At 69.5% G+C, this 18,928-nt stretch carries 14 protein-coding genes; 12 read left to right on the forward strand and 2 right to left on the reverse strand.

The window, feature by feature from the left end; all coding sequences use genetic code 11:
* The first annotated feature begins 189 nt into the window (after positions 1-189).
* The 6 genes from pstC to Psi02_RS05755 all read left to right on the forward strand — a co-directional run bounded on the left by pstC (position 190) and on the right by Psi02_RS05755 (position 8,397).
* Positions 190-1,212 carry a phosphate ABC transporter permease subunit PstC gene (gene pstC / locus Psi02_RS05730; RefSeq protein WP_203972388.1) on the forward strand — a complete coding sequence of 341 codons (1,023 nt, stop codon included), beginning with the start codon at positions 190-192 and terminating at the stop codon, positions 1,210-1,212.
* A complete protein-coding gene (pstA, locus tag Psi02_RS05735) occupies positions 1,209-2,411 on the forward strand; it encodes a phosphate ABC transporter permease PstA (RefSeq protein WP_203972389.1) in 1,203 nt (400 codons plus the stop codon). The genes pstC and pstA overlap by 4 nt, the downstream gene beginning before the upstream one ends.
* Positions 2,408-3,232 (forward strand): phosphate ABC transporter ATP-binding protein, encoded by an 825-nt coding sequence (locus Psi02_RS05740; protein WP_203972390.1) that lies wholly within the window; start codon positions 2,408-2,410, stop codon positions 3,230-3,232. The genes pstA and Psi02_RS05740 overlap by 4 nt, the downstream gene beginning before the upstream one ends.
* A gap of 15 nt (positions 3,233-3,247) precedes the next feature.
* The gene (locus Psi02_RS05745) at positions 3,248-5,053 is read left to right on the forward strand and encodes a substrate-binding domain-containing protein (RefSeq protein WP_203972391.1); all 1,806 of its coding nucleotides are present in this window, start codon (positions 3,248-3,250) and stop codon (positions 5,051-5,053) included.
* A gap of 64 nt (positions 5,054-5,117) precedes the next feature.
* Positions 5,118-7,493: a polysaccharide deacetylase family protein gene (locus Psi02_RS05750; protein WP_203972392.1), complete on the forward strand. Its 2,376-nt coding sequence runs from the start codon at positions 5,118-5,120 to the stop codon at positions 7,491-7,493.
* A gap of 22 nt (positions 7,494-7,515) precedes the next feature.
* On the forward strand, positions 7,516-8,397 hold the full coding sequence (locus tag Psi02_RS05755) for a class I SAM-dependent methyltransferase (RefSeq protein WP_203972393.1): 882 nt from the start codon (positions 7,516-7,518) through the stop codon (positions 8,395-8,397).
* On the opposite strand, the gene Psi02_RS05760 is transcribed toward Psi02_RS05755, so the two are convergent.
* Positions 8,375-9,511, reverse strand: a complete 1,137-nt coding sequence (locus tag Psi02_RS05760; RefSeq protein ID WP_203972394.1) for an acyltransferase family protein — start codon at positions 9,509-9,511, stop codon at positions 8,375-8,377. The two genes, Psi02_RS05755 and Psi02_RS05760, sit on opposite strands and share 23 nt — an antisense overlap.
* 363 nt (positions 9,512-9,874) lie before the next feature.
* Between Psi02_RS05760 and Psi02_RS05765 the strand changes: the two genes are divergently transcribed.
* The 6 genes from Psi02_RS05765 (at position 9,875) to Psi02_RS05790 (ending at position 18,279) form a co-directional block, all read left to right on the forward strand.
* The gene (locus tag Psi02_RS05765) at positions 9,875-11,413 is read left to right on the forward strand and encodes a hypothetical protein (RefSeq protein WP_203972395.1); all 1,539 of its coding nucleotides are present in this window, start codon (positions 9,875-9,877) and stop codon (positions 11,411-11,413) included.
* Between the two features lie 382 nt (positions 11,414-11,795).
* On the forward strand, positions 11,796-13,628 hold the full coding sequence (locus tag Psi02_RS05770) for a calcium-binding protein (protein WP_203972396.1): 1,833 nt from the start codon (positions 11,796-11,798) through the stop codon (positions 13,626-13,628).
* Between the two features lie 196 nt (positions 13,629-13,824).
* On the forward strand, positions 13,825-14,748 hold the full coding sequence (locus Psi02_RS05775) for a phosphotransferase family protein (protein ID WP_239094646.1): 924 nt from the start codon (positions 13,825-13,827) through the stop codon (positions 14,746-14,748).
* Complete coding sequence (locus tag Psi02_RS05780) at positions 14,749-15,954, forward strand: acyl-CoA dehydrogenase family protein (protein WP_203972397.1); 1,206 nt, start codon at positions 14,749-14,751, stop codon at positions 15,952-15,954. It abuts the gene before it with no gap.
* Between the two features lie 16 nt (positions 15,955-15,970).
* A complete protein-coding gene (locus Psi02_RS05785; RefSeq protein ID WP_239094633.1) occupies positions 15,971-17,143 on the forward strand; it encodes an acyl-CoA dehydrogenase family protein in 1,173 nt (390 codons plus the stop codon).
* A complete protein-coding gene (locus Psi02_RS05790; RefSeq protein ID WP_239094634.1) occupies positions 17,140-18,279 on the forward strand; it encodes an acyl-CoA dehydrogenase family protein in 1,140 nt (379 codons plus the stop codon). Before Psi02_RS05785 ends, Psi02_RS05790 begins: the two co-directional genes overlap by 4 nt.
* On the opposite strand, the gene Psi02_RS05795 is transcribed toward Psi02_RS05790, so the two are convergent.
* Positions 18,272-18,874, reverse strand: a complete 603-nt coding sequence (locus Psi02_RS05795; protein WP_203972398.1) for a TetR/AcrR family transcriptional regulator — start codon at positions 18,872-18,874, stop codon at positions 18,272-18,274. The genes Psi02_RS05790 and Psi02_RS05795 overlap by 8 nt on opposite strands.
* Positions 18,875-18,928 lie beyond the last annotated feature (54 nt).

The raw sequence follows: 18,928 nt of genomic DNA on the forward strand, positions 1-18,928 counted from the left end.
ACGCTTCGCGCACTGGAAATGAGGTGAAATTGGACCCGAATGCCGAAGCGAAGCTGTCGGGCATCTGTCCGCGGCCGTTAACGCGCCATTCGCGTATCGGCCATTGGCCTCGCCCGACACTTACCGCGGACCTCGGAAAAGCTCGGGACCGACCGACGCCGTGGGAACCCGCTGACGAAACTCCACCCGATGACGAGGGGAACGAACGTGCGGACAACTGGCCCCGAGGGGTCGGTCACGAGTGATGTGCCCGAGGCCGGGCCGCGCGCCGAGGAGCCACGAAAGCTCGAAGCCCGCCTCACCGACGCCGACCGCTTCTACCGCGCTTTCGTGGCGGCGGGTGCCGGGACGACGCTGGTGCTGATCACTCTGATCGGCCTGTTCCTTCTGACCGGGGCGTGGCCGGCGCTCAAGACGTCGGGATTCTCGTTCCTCACCACGCTGACCTGGGCCCCCGACGGCGAACCGCCGAAGTTCGGCGTCGCCGCGATGATGTTCGGCACGTTCGTCAGCGCGGCCGTGGCCATGCTGATCACCGTGCCGATCGCGGTGTGCACGGCGCTGTTCATCAACGAGTACGCCCCGAGGGCCGTTCGCAGGAGCCTCACGTCCCTCGTCGACCTGATGGCGGCCATCCCCAGCCTGATCTTCGCGATCTGGGGCCTGTTCTTCCTCGTGCCGCTGCTCGCACCCATCGAGGACTGGGCGGTGGCCCAGTTCCACGGCTGGTTGCCGTTGGCGGAGGCCTCGGCCACGGGCGGGTCCCTGTTCAACGCCGGCCTGATCATCGCGTGCATGGCCATCCCGATCACCACGTCGATCATCCGAGAGGTGCTCGCCCAGGCCCCGCGGCACGAGTGCGAGGGGGCGCTGGCCCTCGGCGGCACCCGCTGGGGAATGATCTCCTCGGTCATCCTCCCCTTCGGCCGCAGCGGCATCGTCGGCGGGTCGATGCTGGGGCTCGGCCGTGCGCTCGGAGAGACGCTCGCGGCGACGCTCATCCTGTCCATCGCCTTCGAGATCAAGCCCCGCATCCTCGAGAACGGCGGCATCACGGTGGCCAGCGGCATCGCCATCGAGTTCCGGGACGCCCAGGAGCTGGGGCTCAGCGCTCTCATGGCCGCCGGCCTCGCCCTCTTCCTCGTCACCTTCGCCATCAACCTCCTGGCGGCCCTCGTGGTCAACAGGTCACCGGCCGGAGCGCGCGCATGACCATGCCGGAGACCACCAAGGTCCTCCCGAATCCGCGCGCGGCGGAAGGGCGGCAGCCCGCTTCCCCGCCCGCCGCGGGTCCGCGTGGGAAGGTGCCGCCTCGGCGGCGGCCGAGGGCCTGGCGGTGGACCGACCTCGCGGAGATCGCCGGTGCGCTGGGAGCCTCCGCCGCGCTCACCTGGATGATCTTCGGTCGGCTGCTGCCGTTCCGGGTGATGCCCCTCGCGTACGTCGTGCTGGGGTACGTGCTGTTCCTGCCGATCTACTGGTTCGTCATCAGGGACGGCCAGGGCGCCACGGCGGCCAAGGACAGGCTGGTCACGATCCTCGTCGCGACGGGCGCGCTGTTCGCGTTCGCGCCGATCGTGTTCGTGGTCGGCTATGTCGTGAAGCGAGGCGCCGAGGTGCTGCGCCCGAACTTCTTCACCGAGACCATGCAGATCGTCGGTCCGTTGTCGAAGGCGACCGAGGGAGGCGCGCTCCACTCGATCATCGGGACTCTGGAACAGCTGGCCCTCGCCACGGCGATCGCGGTGCCGCTCGGCCTGCTGACGGCCGTCTACCTGAGCGAGATCCAGGGTCCCCTGGCACGTCCCGTCCGGCTCGTCGCCGACGCGATGACCGCGCTGCCCTCGATCGTCGCCGGCCTGTTCATCTTCTCCATCGTGATCAAGCCGCACATCTGGTTGCAGTCGGGCATCGTGGGCAGCCTCGCGCTGGCCATCCTGATGCTCCCGACGGTCACCATCGCCGCGGAGCAGGTGCTGCACGTGGTCCCCGGGGGCCTGCGTGAGGCCGCGCTCGCGCTGGGCGCGCCGTACTGGCGAAGCGTGCTGATGGTCGTGCTCCCCACCGCCAGGGCCGGGCTCTCCACCGCCGTGATCCTCGGCATGGCGCGGGTCGTGGGCGAGACGGCCCCCGTGCTGATGACCACGGGCGGCACCACGGTGATGAACCTCAACCCGTTCTCCGGCCATCAGGACAACCTGCCGCTGTTCGTCTTCACCCAGATCAGGAGCTCGCAGGAGAACCAGGTCGACAGAGCGTGGGCGGGCGCGCTCGTCCTGCTGGCCATCGTCCTGCTGCTCTTCGTGCTCGCCCGAATCGTCGGATCGGCGAGCCCGGGGCGGCGCCGAATCCGCGTCCGCCGCCGCCGCGGATCCCGGACCACATCCGATGCCGGAGGAAACCGTTCATGACCGTGCCAGAGGTCGACCAGTCCGTCGCCGCGGAGGCGGCGCCCGCTCCCGTGGGCGGCGTCCTCGAAGGCGTCCAGGTGAGCTGCTGGTTCGGCGCTCGCAAGGTGCTCGAGGGGGTGGACATCAAGATGGACGCGGGGGTCGTCACCGCGCTCATCGGGCCCTCCGGATGCGGCAAGTCGACGTTCCTCCGGACGCTGAACCGGATGCACGAACTCGTGCCCATCGCCACGCTCGCCGGCTCGGTGCTGCTCGACGGACACGACATCTACGGCGCGGGCCTGCGCCTGACCGAGGTGCGCCGCCGTATCGGCATGGTCTTCCAGAAGCCGAACCCGTTCCCCGCGATGACCATCGCGGACAACGTCGCGGCGGGCCTGCGCCTGACCGGGAGGAAGGTCCGCGACCGCGACGACCTCGTCGAGACGAGCCTGCGCAGGGCCGGCCTCTGGAACGAGGTGCGCAACCGGCTCGGCGCCCCGGCGGGCGGCCTCTCCGGCGGCCAGCAGCAGCGCCTGTGCATCGCGCGGTCGCTGGCGGTCAGCCCCGACGTGCTCTTGATGGACGAGCCGTGCTCGGCCCTGGACCCCACCTCGACCAGGCGGATCGAGGAGACCATCCTCGAGCTGAAGGACCAGGTGACGATCGTCATCGTCACCCACAACATGCAGCAGGCGCAGCGCGTCTCCCAGCACTGCGCCTTCTTCCTCGCGGCCGAGGACGAACCCGGCAGGGTCATCGAGCAGGGCCCCACTGAGCAGATCTTCTCCGATCCCCACGATCCGAGGACGGCCGACTACGTCAACGGCCGGTTCGGCTGAGCCAGGAGCACAGGTATGCGTATCGTCCGCCGGACCGGCCGCGTGATCATGGCGCTGCTGCTGGTCATGCTCATCCCGCTCTCGGCCTCGCCCGCCTGGGCCGCCACGACCGTGAACGGCTCCGGTTCGACCTTCGCGTACGTCGCGATCCAGCAGTGGATGTCCGACGTCGCGCGATTGAAGGGGCTGAGCGTCAACTTCGCGCCCAAGGGTTCGACCCAGGGGCGGCAGGAGTTCGCCTCGCGCCTGGTCGACTTCGCGTCGAGCGACGTCTCCTACAACTTCCCCGGCGGCCTGGGCGTCGAGCAGGATCCGCCGTTCAAGTTCACCTACATGCCACTGGTCGCCGGTGGGACGTCGATCATGTTCAACGTCAGGGACAACGCGGGCAGGCCCATCAAGGACATCCAGCTCTCGGGCAAGCTCCTCGTGCGGTTGTTCACCCAGAACATGTTCTCGTGCGCCGACAAGAACGAGCCGGTGATGTACTGGGACGATCCGGCGGTCAAGGCCGAGAATCCCACCCTCTCGAACCGGTTGCCGCACGTCCGGGTCCGGCCCGTGGCCCGCACCGGCGGATCGGGCACGACGGCCGTCTTCACGGACTACCTGAACCAGATGGACCCGGGCCGGTGGAAGGCGTACATGGAGGGCGTCGCCGGAAACCCGAACGGATGCTCCACCGAGAAGTCGGTCAAGTGCACCGACCGGGCCTGCGGCCCGACGGATGTGTGGCCGCAGCGGCCGGACATCGACCTCGTCGACGGCTCCGACCGAGTGGCGATCCAGGTGGCGAACGGCAACGCCAGCTGGGGCTGGATCGGGTACGCGGAGTACGCCTACGCCCTGCAGATCGACGTGCCCGTGGCGAGGATCAAGAACACCAACGGCAACTACACGTTGCCGACGGCGTGCAACCAGGCCATCGCCCTCACCGCGGCCCAGCGCAACGCCGACGGGACCTACAAGCTGGACAAGGTCCACACACACCCTGACCCCAACGCCTACCCGATCTCCAGCTACAACTACGTCATCGTGCCCACCGACGGGTTCGACCGGGGCAAGGGGGAGACCCTTTCCGAGTTCGTGCTCTATTCCATCACCGAGGGCCAGAAGAGCGTCGACGAGATCGGCTACTCCCCGTTGCCGGGAAACCTCATCAAGCAGGGTTTCGACGTGCTCGACCAGGTGCCGGGCCATCCCACGATCCCCAGCAGCCCGGACAGATGGGGGCAGTACTACAAGGACCTGACGCTTCCCAACGGGAAGAAATGCGCCGACTCCGGCCAGTCGTCCATCAAGGACCCCCCGCCCGCGAACGGTGGCGGCGGTAACGGCGGCGGTGGCGGCAACGGCGGCGGTGGCAACGGTGGCGGCGGCAACGGCGGCGGAGGCGGCGGCAACGGCGGCGGAGGCGGTAACGGTGGCGGGGGCGGTGGCGGCAACGGTGGCGGGGGCGGTGGCGGCAACGGCGACGGCGGAAACACGCCGAACCACCCGGGTTCCAACGGAGGAAACGACCCGAGCAACGGCCCGACCACACCGGGATCGGCCACTCCGGGGACCACGATCGGGCCCGACGGCGTCCCGGTGACGGTGGACGAGAACGGCCAGCCCGTGCTCGCCGCGGGGGGCAACGGTCAGATCGACCCGAACCTCGCGGCCGGAGCCGCCAAGGAACTCGACGCGGTGGCCTCATCGGCCGGCCCACCTTGGGGCCTGTTCGGGCTGGCGCTGGCCGTGCTGGCGATCGTCTTCGCCCCCCTGATCCTCGGCGGTCTGCGCCGGCTCATCCGGTTGGGCGGCCGGCCCGCCGAGTGAGCAGCAGTCCCTGCCAGGGCGCGTGACGGCACGTCCCTCCGGCGAGAACCACGGAAAGAGCACGATGAGACTTCGGAGACTTCTCGCCCGCGTGGTCGCGTTCGCCATGCTGACCGGCGGCCTGGTCGTAGTCGCCGCGGCCCCCGCGGCCGCGGCTCCGGCGGGTGTGATCGCGGAGCCGTCCTCGGACGGCGCCCTCTACACCAGGGCGCCGATCACGTTCGGCGGCACGATGAGCGGGGCGACCCGGATGGTGGTGGCCGTCTCCGACCGGGTCGGCAAGCTGTGGTGGCATTCCGACGGCACCTGGGGCGACTACGAGGGCCAGGACGCCCGGCTCGACGGTTCGGGCTCGTGGAGTTTCACCTGGCCGAACCCCGAGCCCGGCGACTATCTCGTCCAGGCCAAGGCGACGGCGGCCGACGGCTCCATCGACACCGCGCTGCCGTACAGGCGGTTCACCGTCGTCGACCTGCCGGCGACCTTGGGCACCCCGGCCGGCGCGGTCGCCGAACCGACGGCCGGCACGGTGACCAGGGCCGGAGCCACGATGACCATGCGCGGCGTGGGGCAGGCGTCCAGCGGAGTGACCTGGGCCGCCCTGACCATCTTCGAGCGGGACACGGGCGACTTCTGGCACGCGGACGGGACCTGGGGGGCGTTCGAGATGTTGCCGGTGACGATCGACTCGCCCGGGGCCACCAGGGTCACGTGGAGATACGACTGGACGCCCCCGCGTGAGGGGGACTACTGGGTGGCGATCCGGACGCGGGACGCCCAGGGGGTCACCGCCGTCTCGGCGTCGGTGCCGCTGTTCACCGACGCGACACCGCCGGTGGTGACGGTCGCCGCGGGGCAGGCCGCCTATCCGGCCCTGCACCCGATCACCTGGACGGGCGCCGTCACCGACAATCGCGGAGCCGCGTCCGTACGGGTCGCGATCATGGACCGGGTCAGCAAGCTCTGGTGGCGCAACGACGGCACCTGGGGCGACTACCAGGACCGCCCTGCCACGCTGACCGGACCCGCGACCGGTAAGTCCTGGACGGTGTCGGCGACGGGGCAGATGTCGTTCACCGGGGCCGGGTGGTCCTTCAGTTGGGTGCCGCCCGCTCCCGGGAGCTACGGCCTGGCGGTGCTTTCCAACGACGCCTCCGGTCGCCCTGACGCCGCGCATCCCTGGGTCCCCTTCACCGTCTCGCCGCCCGCGCCCGACGCGAGCCCTCCCACGGGAGCGATCACCGACCCGGCGGGGGGCCAGGGCTTCGCCTCGCCGGACATCCGCATGCGCGGCACGGCCACGGACGACGTGGCCGTCGCGAACGTCTTCGCCGGCGTTCAGGACAGGGACACCGGCAAGTGGTGGCAGGCGAACGGGACCTGGGGCGGCGTCAAGTGGTTCCCCGCCACGGTGACGGGTGAGACGTGGTCGTACGACTGGCACGCCCCGGCCGCCGGCCACTACGTCCTGGCCGCGAGGATCGTGGACACGGCGGGCAAGGAGGTCACGCGCTGGCAGTCCTTCGACCACGACCCCGGGACGAACGGCCGGTACGTCACGCTGCTCATGTCCCGCTCCCAGTGGGCCGCCACGGACGGGCTCTGCCGTCCCCTGCGGGGAGCGGTGCCGCTGGACGAGGCGGCCCGCCAGTTCAAGGCCAGGGGGTTCGCCGCCACCGGCACGGTCGTGGTCGACCGGACCCTCGACCAGGGCCGGCAGTGCCTGTCCGAGCTCGTCGACTACGCGAACTGGGCAGATCTCGCCGGCCTCCGCGACACGTACGGCTGGACCTTCGTGAGTCACAGCATGTCGTACCGCGACATGACCCTGCTGACCCCCGCCGACCAGCGCGCGGAGTCGTGCGGCTCGCTCACCCCGCTCGCGGCCCACGGCCACACGCGGGCGTGGGGGTTGTTCATCTACCCCAACGACAAGCAGACCGCGCAGATCCAGCAGGACGTCGTGTCCACCTGCTTCGCCTTCGGCCGGAAGTACGGAACGGGCCTCAACACCCCTCCCGGCACCCCCGGCGGCCTGGCCGCGCCGTACTTCCAGAGCACGTGGAGCATCCCGGGCGGCAAGTGCGCCGACCAGACCCTGCCCTGCAGCCGCTGGGTGCCCAGCCCCAACGGGGTGAACGACTACGCCTACGCCTCGCCCGACCGGCTGGCCGACTTCCTCAAGGGATACCCGGGCAGCTGGCGGTCGCTGCAGGCGTACAGGTTCGTGCGGGGAACGCACATCGTGAACCCGGGCCAGGGAGAGTCGTGGGACTGCAACGGGTCCGACTGGCGCACCCATTGGACGGGAAGCGCCGAAGCCTACTGCCTGACCGACTTCCTCACCGCCCTCAGCGCGGCCCGCGGCCAGGCCACGGTCGCCGATCCCGCGACCGTCGCCGAGTCGTGGGGCCGGGGCGCCCTCGCCTCCGTTCTGTGATCCACGACACCTCAGGAATCCGATGACGACTTCAGACGCAGACGCTCCCGGCAGCGCGGCGGGTCCCGGCCCGGTCACCTACGAGGCCGCGGGCAGGTCCCCGTTGCTCTGGTGGGCGGCCGGGCTCGGGATGGGCCTGGCCAACGCGGCGAGACATCGGATACGCGGGTACCGGACGCCGCGGCCGTTCTCCGCCGACGAGGTGGAACGCAGCGTCGATTACGTGATCGGCGTGGCCGACCGGTGGGCCGAGGACTCCGAGCTCGATTTCGCCGGCCGCCGGATCCTGGAACTCGGTCCCGGCCCCGACCTGGGGACGGGCGCGGTGCTCCTCGCGCGCGGGGCGAAGTCCTACGACGCCGCGGATCTCTTCTCCCTGGCGTCCGGCACGAACCCGGCGTTCTACGAGGCGCTCGGTGGCCGCCTCGGCACTCACGTGGAGCTGGATCAGATCGGCTACCACATCACCACATATCCAGAAATGTCGGAGGTGAACGGTCCGTTCGACCTGGTGGTCAGCAACGCGGCCCTCGAGCACTTCGACGACGTCCGCGCGACCTTCGCCCGCCTGGCGGAGCTCGTCGCTCCCGGGGGCACGATGTGCCACCACATCGACGGCATGATCCACATGCGCGGCATCCGGCAGCGTGACCCGCTCAACATGTTGCGCTACCGGAGGTGGGTGTACCGGGCCATGAGCTTCCCCGGCATCCCGAACCGGCTCAGGGCCGCCGACTTCCTCACCGCGGCGACCGCCACGGGATGGACGGCACGAATCGTGCCCCACCTGGTGGCGCCGGACGACTATGTCGATTGGGCGCGCCGCGGCCTCGCCTCCCCCTACGCGAGCATGGACGCCGAGGACCTGGCGCTGCTGACCTTCACGCTCGTGGCGGTCCGCTGATCGCGGAGGCGGTCCTCGCCCGCCCGCCCAGCCGTCGTTCCAGGGGCCGCTCGACCAGGCGGTGGAGCAGCCAGGCCAGGATGAGCGACACCCCGAGCATGGCGAACGCCGCCGCGATCAACATGGGGAGCGGGGAGTGCTCGCCGACGAGCAGGTGGGCCCCGAACCTGATCACCGGCTGGTGGACCAGGTAGAAGGCGAACGACACCTCGCCCAGCCATATCAGGGCCGGCGCCTTGAGCCACGATCGCCGCCCCACGGCGTCGGCGGAGGCGACGGCGGCGATCAGCAGCACCAGTGGCCCCGTCATCCATGCGACCCGCTGCCACTGGTCCCAGACGAACGGCTGCGTCAGATACGCCGCCAGCAGCAGGGCCGAGGACGCCGGCACGCCCGGCCCGCGCCATCGGCCCTCCCGGATCATCAGGGCGAGCGTCATCCCCAGTGCGAATTCGAGGACCTGCGTGCCGGGGAAGACCCAGATGAACCACAGGCCCACCGTGCCGGGCATGGGCAGGGAGATCAGCGGGACGAGCCAGGTTCCCGCCACCAGGGCCGCCGCGAGCACCCACAGCCGATTGCCGGGGATCCTGCGAAGAAGCGGCAGCAGGAGGGGGAAGGCGGCGTAGAAGGCCAGTTCGCACGAGAGTGACCAGGCCGGGGCGTTCCCGCCGAAGTGGTAGGCCTCGATCGGGATCCACGCCTGTGTCAGGAAGAGCCCGCTCAGCGCGGGGCCCGGTGCGGAGGCGCGTCCGGCCGCGGCCAGCACGACGAGCACCGCGATCCAGGTCGCGACGTGGCTGGGCACGATCCGGGCGGCCCTGCGCCGCCAGAAGGCGACAGGCCTGTCCCCGGCGCGGGCCGACCAGGTGAGGACCAGCCCGGAGAGGATGAAGAAGAAGGGCACGCCGACCGACCCCGGTGCGAACAGGATCCGCAGGCCGGTCTCGAAGGCCGTGTCGGTGGTCCTGACCGGTGAATGGTAGAGATGAAATCCGAAGACGGCGAATGCCGCGAACCACCTTAATCCGGTTAAAGAGGGGAGGCGTTTCTCGAGTGGCCCGTTCGGGCTCTCCCTGGCGGCCGGCTCGCGCGTTCCTGTGGCCCGGTCCACACCGCACCGCCTGTTCCGTCGGTCGTCGATCTTCGATGGGGGAACGTGAGCGTATCGGCGTCGGGTGAGCATTCAACGAGCGCTCACGGAACGTTTGTCGAACTCCGTGATGCGGGCGGTAGCACGCACCTGTGGCGAATTCCGCCGCGTCCGCGTGATCTGACGCTCCCAAACTTCAGCGATCGTTTACCGGAACAAGCCGGAAAAGACTGATTGGATCTTCAGTCTGAGCCGGTGAAACGATCATTTACCTGGCTTGTCGGAATTCTCGCGCTCGTCCCGTTGACGTTTCTCGGGGCGGCCCCTCATGCCGAAGCCGTTTCAGGCCTGCGGTTTCTGTCGAGTTTTGGAGAATATGGCCAGGTGTCCGGCATCATTACGCTCCTGGCGAACGGATGCCCGAGCAGGATGTCGCTGGCCGACGCCACGTCTCCGGCCACGTTCGAGTGGATCACGCCTGCCTGCGCGGAAGGCCGGCTTCGTCATCGTCTCGACACTCGGACCCTTTCCGAGGGCCATCCGTATCAGGTGAACATCTACGACGAGAACTGGACGGACGCCGGTCAGGTGAGGTTCGCCCCGCACAATCCGCTGGCCGGCGAGCAGAAGTCGTTGTCCAAAGGGGTGTACGTCACCGGCGGTTGGGCGGACTCGTCGCTGTACGACGCCTTCTCCTACATCGAGGAGGGCGGGTACGTGCCCAACTGGGTGCAGGGCATCGCCGTGGACGTGGCGTGGAGGCAACTGCAGCCGTCGGGGCCGTGGGATCTGGACACGTCGCGGATCAAGAGAGTGCTGGACTACGCGGAGCTCCATGCCGCACCGGACCGCGTCTCACCTCTGCCCGTCATCGTCGTCATCGAGGTCGGCGACAACGCGACACCACTCTGGTTCGTCCGGGATTCGGCCGACGGGTTCGGGCGGCGAGTCGTCCGTTATGAGGACGGGGACGGCTTGGCGTTCGGATTCACGCCGTGGGACACCGTGGCGGGGGACATGTTCAACAACCTGACCGCACGGGTGGCGGCGGAGTTCGACGAGGCGCCCGGTCTCGGGGGCGTCTATGTCGGCGGCGCCGGGACGCCGAGGTATCCGGAGATGTGGTACTCGCGGTTCACCGGTTGCGACGGCCGTTACGTCGGTGACCGGAACGGCGACGGCTACCTGAACGGGCCTGACTTCGATTGGACGACGCCCTGTCCGTCGCTCGGTCCCGACCCGATGCGGCAGGCCGCGGCGTGGAAGGACGCCTACACGGTGATGTCGTCGCAGTTCCCGCGCACGCCGTTGATCGGGATGCTCGACGTCACGCGGGAGAGCGACGACTACGGCGATCTGCGGCGTACGACGGCCGCCATGGCGTCCATCCTGGAAGACCCGGACGTCGCGGGAGACCGGCACCTCGCCATCGGCGTCACGAACATGTCTCCGCACACGTTCGACCGGCAGGACGTGGCGTCCTTCAGCCGGAACGACTGGAAGAAATATCCCGTCATCAATTCTTATGCCGAGAGATATCCGGATGTCTTCAGGCTCAATGAGGTCGACCCGGTGAGATTCTCCAATCTCTCGAACAGCCCTGACTCCGGCGCGTACATGCCCTCGGGCCGGACGGCCCCGGCGCAGGCGGGTGAGGAAGGCGGGAAGGATTACCGCAGGTGGCTGGAGAACGTCGTCGGATACTGCGGAGACGCGAAGGAGCCGAACGACGGAGACAACCCCTTCACGGTGACCTGTGACGCCGTCCTCGTGCACCGGAGCAATCTCGACCCCGGCTTCTACGTCCACGAATGGGTCTTCGACACGTGCACGTTGCGCGAGGCCTCCCGGCTCACCTTCGGGACGGCCGACGCCGGCGGCGACTGCTCCGATCCGGCGCCGGCACTGGCTCCCTGGCGCTGAACTCCGGCCGCCTCGCGATCGCCTCATACGGCTGAGGCGGCCTGCCGTCCAGAAAGGCGGTGCCGTTCCGGATCGCCCGTATCTGCCCCACTGTCCAGTTCGTCGTCCCGCTGGATCGGTATGTAGCGATGTGTAGCCGGACGTTCATGTTGGATTCGCCGATCAGCCGGGTCATTCGCTCACGATTGGCGTGATCGATTCCCGGGGCGTTTTTCCCACGAGCGCATTTCTCGTTCTCTTCTCTCTGACACATCGGCGTGCCTGTCGAATGGCGTCATGCCAGGGCACGGTCCCGTCCGTATCTCAAGGAGTTCGTGTGAAGCGCATGCGCGTCAGATCGGCCGAAGCCTTTCCGGCATTGGCCTTGACAGTCCTCACATTCATGTCGATATTCATGTCCCCGGTGCGCGCCACCGCGGAGGCCGGCGCGACGGCCGGCGCCCAAACCTTGCCGACCCCGCCGCTTCCGGCGGTCACCGTGGCAGGTCAGGGCCTCGCCGGCGATCTCGTCTACGCCGACGACCAGCACTACGACACGTATTACGCTCTCCCCTCCGCCATCAGCGCCGACGCCGTCACGATCGCTTACGAGCTCTTCGGACATTACGAGAGGCCAGGGGCTTCCACTCTCATCGGAAGCCACGTGCTGAACAGGAAGACAGGGGCGACCGTCGACTTGGGCGACGTGAAGATCGTCGGTCTCAGCCAGGATGGCAAGAAGGTCGTCTACATATCTCAATGCTCTGGTTGCAAGCAGGGCCTTTACGTGGAGGACCTCGCCACCAGAGTCGCCAACCGGCTGGACTGGAGCTACGGCGGTTGCTGCGTCCGCCTTTGGGCCTCCTTCGACGGGTCGCGAACGGCGGTGTTCTGGTCGGAGTTCCCGCACACCACCGAACCGGGGGACGACGGCCGTCGCTGGTACGTCCGCGATCTGCCGACCGGCGTCTACAAGATGCTGAAGGATCCCGAGGATCCGGGCTTCGACACGTTTCAAACAGGCTCCGCGGTGAGCCCAGGGGGCCGGTTCATCGCCTACGAGCGACAGGAAACCAGCTCAGGCGGACGAAGGGTCGTGGCCTTCGACCAGGTGACCGGGCAATACACCCGGGTAACCGTCACGATGGGAGGGATGGGGGTGGGCGGCATCAGCAACAGCGGCAAGCTGGTGTTCGAGACCTCCGAGAAGCTGGTGCCACAGGACACCAACTCCGATCTCGACATCTACGTCCGCGACTTGGTGAGCGGCGCCGTCACCTTGATCAGCACTGACGAGGCCGGAGCGGCCGCCGGTGCGAGCATCGTGAAACCGCTCATCACCGCGGACGGCCGGTACGTCACCTACGGACGCTGGCGCGGGGGTCTCGAGTCGGTATTCGCCAACCTGGCGACGGGTGCGCAGCGCGTGCTGACCGGCCTCGACGGCGACAAGTCAGCGATATATACGGATTTGTCAAGTTATGGCCACGAGGTCCTCGCGTTGTCGCGTAACGGCCGTTATCTCGCGATGAGCGCCCGTACCGAGGCGGGCCGGCCGGGCATCGTCCTTCGTGACCAGGCGCAGGACTGTGCGGGTGATTTCGTCACCGCCACCGGGTCCGGTTCCGAGCCGCTCTACGGTTCACCGTTCGACGACGTCCTGTACGGGTCTCCGGGCCAGGACACCATCTACGGCTACGGCGGGAACGACGTGGTCTGCGGGCTGGGCGGTGACGACGTCGTCGACGGCGGTCCCGGCGACGACGCCCTCTACGGCGGCGAGGGCGACGACCGCATCGAAGGCAACGAGGGCGACGACGTGGTCGAAGGCGGCGTGGGCGCCGACACCCTGAACGGGGGCATCGGCACCGACGCGCTGCTGTACCGCTACGCGACGGCCGGGGTGGACGTGAGCCTCAGCCGGGTGACCCCGAACGGCATGCCGGGGGAGGGCGACCTGGTCTTCAACGACTTCGAGCAGATCTACGGCTCGGCCCACGACGACACCCTGAGCGGCCGCGACAACAGTGAGAAGCTGGTCGGCCATGCCGGTGACGACCTGCTTCTCGGCATGGACGGAAACGACGAGCTATGGGGCGGCGACGGCCACGACGTCCTCGTCGGCATGGCCGGCGACGACTACCTCAACGGCGGCCCCGGCCCCTCGGACTCCTGCGCCGGTGGTCCGGGAACGAACGGTTTCGGCGACTGCAGGTTCACCTCGAACGTGCCCTGATCGCCCCCTCGGTCCGTCGGCGGCGACCCGGGGAGCCGCCGCGGAACCCGGGGACTGTTCGACATACATACCGGCTGGTCGGTACGCTGCTGGCGTGAGTGATCCAGGGGCGAACCATCCAGGAACGGACCTTCCGGAGGCGAATGGCCGGAAGGCAGGCGTTTCCGAGGGCGCCGCCGACCCGCCGGGCCTCGACCTGGGCCGGCTCGCGGATCACCTGTGTGAAGCGGGGCTTGTTCGCGGCCCGCTCTCCGCCGAGATGATCACGGGCGGGAAGTCCAACCTCACCTACGTCGTCAGGGACGGCGACGCGACGTTCGTCGTCCGCAGGCCGCCGCTCGGCCATGTGCTCGCGACCGCGCACGACATGAGCCGTGAGTACCGCGTCATGAGCGCGCTCCAGGACACGCCGGTCCCGGTGCCGCGGACCTTTCACCTGTGCCAGGACGCCGACGTGATCGGCGCTCCCTTCTACGTCATGGAGTACGTCGAGGGCGGCCAGCCCCCGATCGACCCCGCTCTGGCCCACCAACTCGTCGACGTGCTGGCGGCGCTCCACTCGATCGCCCCCGGCAGCGTCGGCCTCGGCGACTTCGGCAGGCCGGACGGCTTCCTCGAGCGACAGGTCAGCCGGTGGAAGCGCCAGCTCGACGCCTCGCGCAGCCGTGAGGTCACGGGCATCGACGAGTTGTTCGCACGGCTGTCGCAATCGGTTCCGCGCTCCGGCGAGCCGGCGATCGTGCACGGCGACTTCAAGCTGGGCAACACGCTCGTCGCGGACGGCCGGGTCAAGGCCGTCCTCGACTGGGAGATGTCCACACTCGGCGACCCGCTCACCGACCTCGCCCTGTTCCTCCTGTACGGCGACTTCAACCAGCTCGACAGCGACAACGCGGGCGAGTCGCCTCCCGCGGACGAGCTGGCCGCCCACTACGCGGAGGCGTCCGGCCGGGACATCTCCCGTGTGGGCTGGTACATCGGCCTGGCCTGTTTCAAGCTCGCGGTGATCGCCGAGGGCATCCACTTCCGCTTCACCCAGGGGCTCACGGTCGGGGAGGGGTTCGCCGAGGTCGGCGAGCAGGTCGCCCCGCTCGTCGCCCGCGGTCTCGAGGAGGTCTAGATGAATTTCGCGTTCGACGACACCACGGCCGAGTTGCGAGCGAGGCTCCTGGCGTTCATGGACGAGTGCGTCGTCCCGGCTGAGCGAGCCTACGAGGAGCAGGCTGCCACCAGCGGCTGGGGCCCGCCGCCCCTGCTCGAGGACCTGAAGGGGGAGGCGCGCAAGCGCGGCCTGTGGAACCTCTTCCTGCCGGGCGAGGAGGGCGCGGGGCTCACCAACCTGCAGTACGCGCCGCTGGCCGAGATCATGGGCAGGTCCCCGTCGATCGCCGCGTCCGCGACCAACTGCGCCGCGCCGGACACCGGCAACATGGAGTTGCTCGCGCAGTTCGGCAGCGAGTGGCAGCGCAAGGAGTACCTGGAGCCGCTGCTGAACGGTGAGATCCGCTCGGCCTTCGCGATGACCGAACCCGACGTGGCCTCCTCCGACGCGACGAACATCTCGACGTCGATCGTCAGGGATGGCGGGGAGTACGTCATCAACGGCCGCAAGTGGTTCATCACCGGGGCGATGAACCCGAACTGCAAGGTTCTCATCGTCATGGGGAAGACCGACCCCGAGGCCCCGTCGCACCGCCAGCAGAGCATGGTCCTCGTGCCGCGAGGCACCCCGGGCCTGACGATCAAGCGGGGCATGAAGGTCTTCGGCTACGACGACGCCAGCCACGGCGGCCACGCCGAGGTCGTCTTCGAGGACGTCAGGGTGCCCGCCGACCACCTGATCGGCGAGGAGGGCGGCGGCTTCGCCATCGCCCAGGCGCGCCTCGGGCCCGGCCGCATCCACCACTGCATGCGCCTGATCGGCGCGGCCGAGCGCGCGGTCGAGCTCATGTGCAGGCGGGCCCTGTCACGCAGCACGTTCGGCAAGACCATCGCCCAACAGGGAGTCGTGCAGGACTGGATCGCCGAGTCCCGCGTCCGGATCGAGCAGCTCCGGCTCCTGGTGCTCAAGACGGCCTGGCTTATGGACACCGTCGGCAACCGCGGCGCCCACACCGAGATCCAGGCCATCAAGATCGCCACTCCGGCGGCCGTGGAGTGGATCCTCGACAAGGCGATCCAGGTGCACGGCGCGGGCGGGCTCAGCCAGGACTTCCCGCTCGCCGGCGCGTGGGCGGGCGTGCGGAGCCTCAGGTTCGCCGACGGCCCCGACGAGGTGCACAAGAGGTCTCTGGCCTACCGCGAGCTCAAGAAGTACATGGACTGAGTGGAGGGGACGACTCGTGGGATGGGATGAGGCGGCGGTCGACGAGCGCGCTCAGGCGTTCCTGGCCGAGCACGATCCGGCGAAGATGGAACGGCTCGACTTCCTGCGCGCGCGGTTCGACGCCGGTCTGGCTTGGGTGCACTTTCCCGAAGGGCTCGGCGGCCTCGGCGCGGCGCGGGGTCTGCAGGCGGTCGTGGAGCGGAGGTTCCGCGGCACGCCGGACAACAACCCCGGCCTGATCACCATCGGTCTCGGCATGGCCGCCCCGACGATCCTCGCCTTCGGCACCGACGAGCAGCGGCAACGGTTCCTCCGGCCACTGTGGACGGGGGAAGAGGTCTGGTGCCAGCTCTTCAGCGAGCCGGGCGCCGGATCCGATCTCGCGACGCTCGCCACCCGGGCGGTCAGGGAGGGCGACGAATGGGTCGTCGACGGGCAGAAGGTCTGGACGTCGGGCGCCCACCACTCCCGCTGGGCGATCCTGGTCGCGCGCACCGACCCGGACGTGCCGAAGCACCGCGGGCTCAGCTATTTCGTGTGCGACATGGAGGCCCCCGGCGTCGAGGTGCGGCCGCTGCGCCAGATCACCGGTGAGGCCGAGTTCAACGAGGTCTTCCTCACCGGCGTCCGGCTGCCCGATTCGCTCCGGCTCGGCGAGGTCGGCGACGGCTGGCGCGTCGCGCAGACCACGCTGATGAACGAGCGGGTGGCGATCGGCGGCACGCCGACCAGGCGGACGATGATCGGCCTGCTCAGCGAGACGTGGCGCGAGCGTCCCGAGCTGCGCACCCACGCCCTGCACCAGCGGCTGCTCAAGCTCTGGGTCGACGCGGAGGTCATGCGCCTCACGGCGACCCGGCTGCGCGAGCAGCTCGCCGCGGGGCATCCCGGCCCCGAGGGGTCGGGGATGAAGCTGGCCTTCGCGCGGCTCAACCAGGAGCTGACCGGCCTGGAGGTCGAGCTGCTGCGCGAGGACGGCCTGGCCTACGACGACTGGGCGTTCCGCCGCTCCGACAGCGTCGACTTCCTCGGCCGCGGGTCCGGTTACCGCTACCTGCGGGCCAAGGGCAACTCCATCGAGGGCGGCACGTCGGAGATCCTCCGCAACATCATCGCCGAACGCGTCCTCGGGCTCCCGTCCGAGCCCCGTGTCGACAAGGACGTCGCCTGGAAGGACCTCCCCCGATGAGTCAGGAAGCGCAGAGCCCGATGACGCTGCTCTACACCGAGGTGGAGGAGGAGCTGCGGGCGGCCGTCCGCGGCCTGCTGTCCGGCCGGAGCTCCCCCTCCGAGGTGCTGGCCCACGTCGAGTCGGCGGCGTCGGACGGAGCCGTGCCGTACGACCTGGAGGTGTGGAAGGCGCTCGGGCGGGACATCGGCGCGGCCGGGCTGCTGATCCCCGAGGACCTGGGCGGCGCCGGCGCGACCGCGCGCGAGGCGGCCGTCGTCCTGGAGGAACTGGGCCGTGCGGTGGCTCCCGTGCCGTATCTCAGCAGCGCCGTCCTCGCCACGCGGGCGCTGCTCGGCGCGGAGGACGAGGCCGCGCGGGACCTGCTCGGACGGCTGGCGTCGGGAGAGGTCACCGCCGCACTCGCGGTGTCGTTCGCGGCCTCGCCGTACACGCCGCCGCTCTCGGCGGTGACGCTCGGCGCGGACGGCGCCCTCACCGGCAGGGTGACCGGGGTGATCGGCGCGGAGGTGGCCGACGTCCTGATCGTCCCGGTCGCGGTGGAGGGGAGCGGCTCGGCGCTCTACGCCGTGGACGCGTCGGAGGCGAGGATCAAGACCGTGGCGTCCCTCGATCTGACCAGGCCCATCGCGACGGTGTCGTTCTCCGGGGCACAGGGGCGGCCCGTCGGGAGCGCCGCCGGCGTCGGGGACGCCCTGCTGCTGGCGGCGGGCCTGCTGGCGTCCGAGCAGCTCGGAGTGGCCGAGTGGTGCCTGACGACGACGGTGGCCTACGTCAAGGAGCGCAAGCAGTTCGCCAGGCCGGTCGGCTCGTTCCAGGCGATCAAGCACCGGCTGGCCGACCTGTGGCTGGAGATCGTCGGCGCCAGGGCCGCCGCCCGCAACGCCGCCGCCCTGCTGGGCGCCGGTGAGGACGCGCACGTCGCGGTCGCGGTCGCCCAGGCGCACTGCGGAGTGGCGGCCGTGCACGCCGCGGAGGAGTGCGTGCAGCTTCATGGCGGTATCGGGATGACCTGGGAGCATCCCGCGCATCTCTACCTCAAGCGGGCCAAGGCCGACGAGATCGCACTGGGCACTCCCGGTGACCACCGCGAGGCCCTCGCCCTGATGGCCGACCTGCCGGGTCCGGTCAACTGATCGAGTGGCCGAGGGAGCCGAGCAGGAGGTCGGCGAAGTGCCTGCCGACCTCCTGGCCGGAGAGCGGCCCGTCGGGGCTGTACCACGTGCCGAGGTGGTGGACGGAGCCGAAGAAGAAGTCGACCACCATCTCGGCCGGGATGTCCTCGCGGAACACTCCGGCGCGCTGGCCCTCGGCGACCAGGTCGCGGAAGCGCTCGTGGTAGCGGCGGCGCTCGGCGCGGACGGTCTTGTACGTCTCGGGGGCGAGTTGGTGCATCGACCGGAAGAAGATCTTGGAATCGTCGAGGTTCTCGACCGTGGTGACGACCACGTCCATCGCGGTGGCGTGCAGGCGCTCGGCGACCGGCCCCTCCGCGTCGGCGAACCGGGTCAGGCGCTCCATCTGCAGACGGAGGACACGGCCGTAGATCTCGTGCAGGAGGTCATCTTTTGATCCGAAATAGTGGTACATGGCGCCCTTGGTGACGCCGGCGGCTGCGACGATCTCCTGGACGGATGTGCTCTCGAAACCGCGTTCGGCGAACAGCCGGGTGGCCTCGGCGAGCAGGCGCCGGCGGACCGGCTCCTCCACGGTGACTGCGCTGCGCGCCATCGTGTCCTCCTCGTTGTCTGTACGGCACAGCGTACCGACTGGTCGGTCGACGTG

The sequence above is a fragment of the Planotetraspora silvatica genome (genome assembly GCF_016863315.1).
Taxonomy (GTDB): domain Bacteria; phylum Actinomycetota; class Actinomycetes; order Streptosporangiales; family Streptosporangiaceae; genus Planotetraspora; species Planotetraspora silvatica.

What these genes read in the sequence shown, in the direction of transcription:
- Psi02_RS05780 (WP_203972397.1), top strand. Translation starts at nt 14,749, where the DNA reads ATGAATTTCGCGTTCGACGACACCACGGCCGAGTTGCGAGCGAGGCTC.
- Psi02_RS05755 (WP_203972393.1), top strand. Translation starts at nt 7,516, where the DNA reads ATGACGACTTCAGACGCAGACGCTCCCGGCAGCGCGGCGGGTCCCGGC.
- Psi02_RS05745 (WP_203972391.1), top strand. Translation starts at nt 3,248, where the DNA reads ATGCGTATCGTCCGCCGGACCGGCCGCGTGATCATGGCGCTGCTGCTG.
- Psi02_RS05740 (WP_203972390.1), top strand. Translation starts at nt 2,408, where the DNA reads ATGACCGTGCCAGAGGTCGACCAGTCCGTCGCCGCGGAGGCGGCGCCC.
- Psi02_RS05770 (WP_203972396.1), top strand. Translation starts at nt 11,796, where the DNA reads ATGTCGATATTCATGTCCCCGGTGCGCGCCACCGCGGAGGCCGGCGCG.
- Psi02_RS05750 (WP_203972392.1), top strand. Translation starts at nt 5,118, where the DNA reads ATGAGACTTCGGAGACTTCTCGCCCGCGTGGTCGCGTTCGCCATGCTG.
- Psi02_RS05790 (WP_239094634.1), top strand. Translation starts at nt 17,140, where the DNA reads ATGAGTCAGGAAGCGCAGAGCCCGATGACGCTGCTCTACACCGAGGTG.
- pstC (WP_203972388.1), top strand. Translation starts at nt 190, where the DNA reads ATGACGAGGGGAACGAACGTGCGGACAACTGGCCCCGAGGGGTCGGTC.
- Psi02_RS05795 (WP_203972398.1), bottom strand. Translation starts at nt 18,874, where the DNA reads ATGGCGCGCAGCGCAGTCACCGTGGAGGAGCCGGTCCGCCGGCGCCTG.
- pstA (WP_203972389.1), top strand. Translation starts at nt 1,209, where the DNA reads ATGACCATGCCGGAGACCACCAAGGTCCTCCCGAATCCGCGCGCGGCG.